The organism is Janthinobacterium sp. GW823-FHT06H09 (assembly GCF_058794735.1).
Genome location: NZ_JBXAHC010000046.1, coordinates 1 through 695 on the forward strand (window position 1 = coordinate 1; position 695 = coordinate 695).

Here is a 695-nt window from a genome sequence, read left to right on the forward strand (position 1 = left end):
GGAGTGCTCGAAAGAGAACCAGTACACAGGTGCTGCATGGCTGTCGTCAGCTCGTGTCGTGAGATGTTGGGTTAAGTCCCGCAACGAGCGCAACCCTTGTCATTAGTTGCTACGAAAGGGCACTCTAATGAGACTGCCGGTGACAAACCGGAGGAAGGTGGGGATGACGTCAAGTCCTCATGGCCCTTATGGGTAGGGCTTCACACGTCATACAATGGTACATACAGAGCGCCGCCAACCCGCGAGGGGGAGCTAATCGCAGAAAGTGTATCGTAGTCCGGATTGTAGTCTGCAACTCGACTGCATGAAGTTGGAATCGCTAGTAATCGCGGATCAGCATGTCGCGGTGAATACGTTCCCGGGTCTTGTACACACCGCCCGTCACACCATGGGAGCGGGTTTTACCAGAAGTAGGTAGCTTAACCGTAAGGAGGGCGCTTACCACGGTAGGATTCGTGACTGGGGTGAAGTCGTAACAAGGTAGCCGTATCGGAAGGTGCGGCTGGATCACCTCCTTTCTAGAGTTTGCACGAACCAGTAATGGTTCACGCATCAAATGTTCACACTTATCGGCTGTTTAATTAAGAAGAAACAGTAGTCGTAGTAGTTCCGCGTTGGGGCTGTAGCTCAGCTGGTTAGAGCACCGTGTTGATAACGCGGGGGTCGTTGGTTCGAGTCCAACCAGCCCTACCAGT

At 53.1% G+C, this 695-nt stretch carries 1 tRNA gene and 1 rRNA gene; both read left to right on the forward strand.

Annotated elements, in window-relative coordinates:
* Nucleotides 1-518 (forward strand): 16S ribosomal RNA (locus AC1Q6X_RS27805); the annotation flags it as partial.
* Between the two features lie 98 nt (nt 519-616).
* Nucleotides 617-693, forward strand: a tRNA-Ile gene (locus AC1Q6X_RS27810).
* Nucleotides 694-695: the final 2 nt, after the last annotated feature.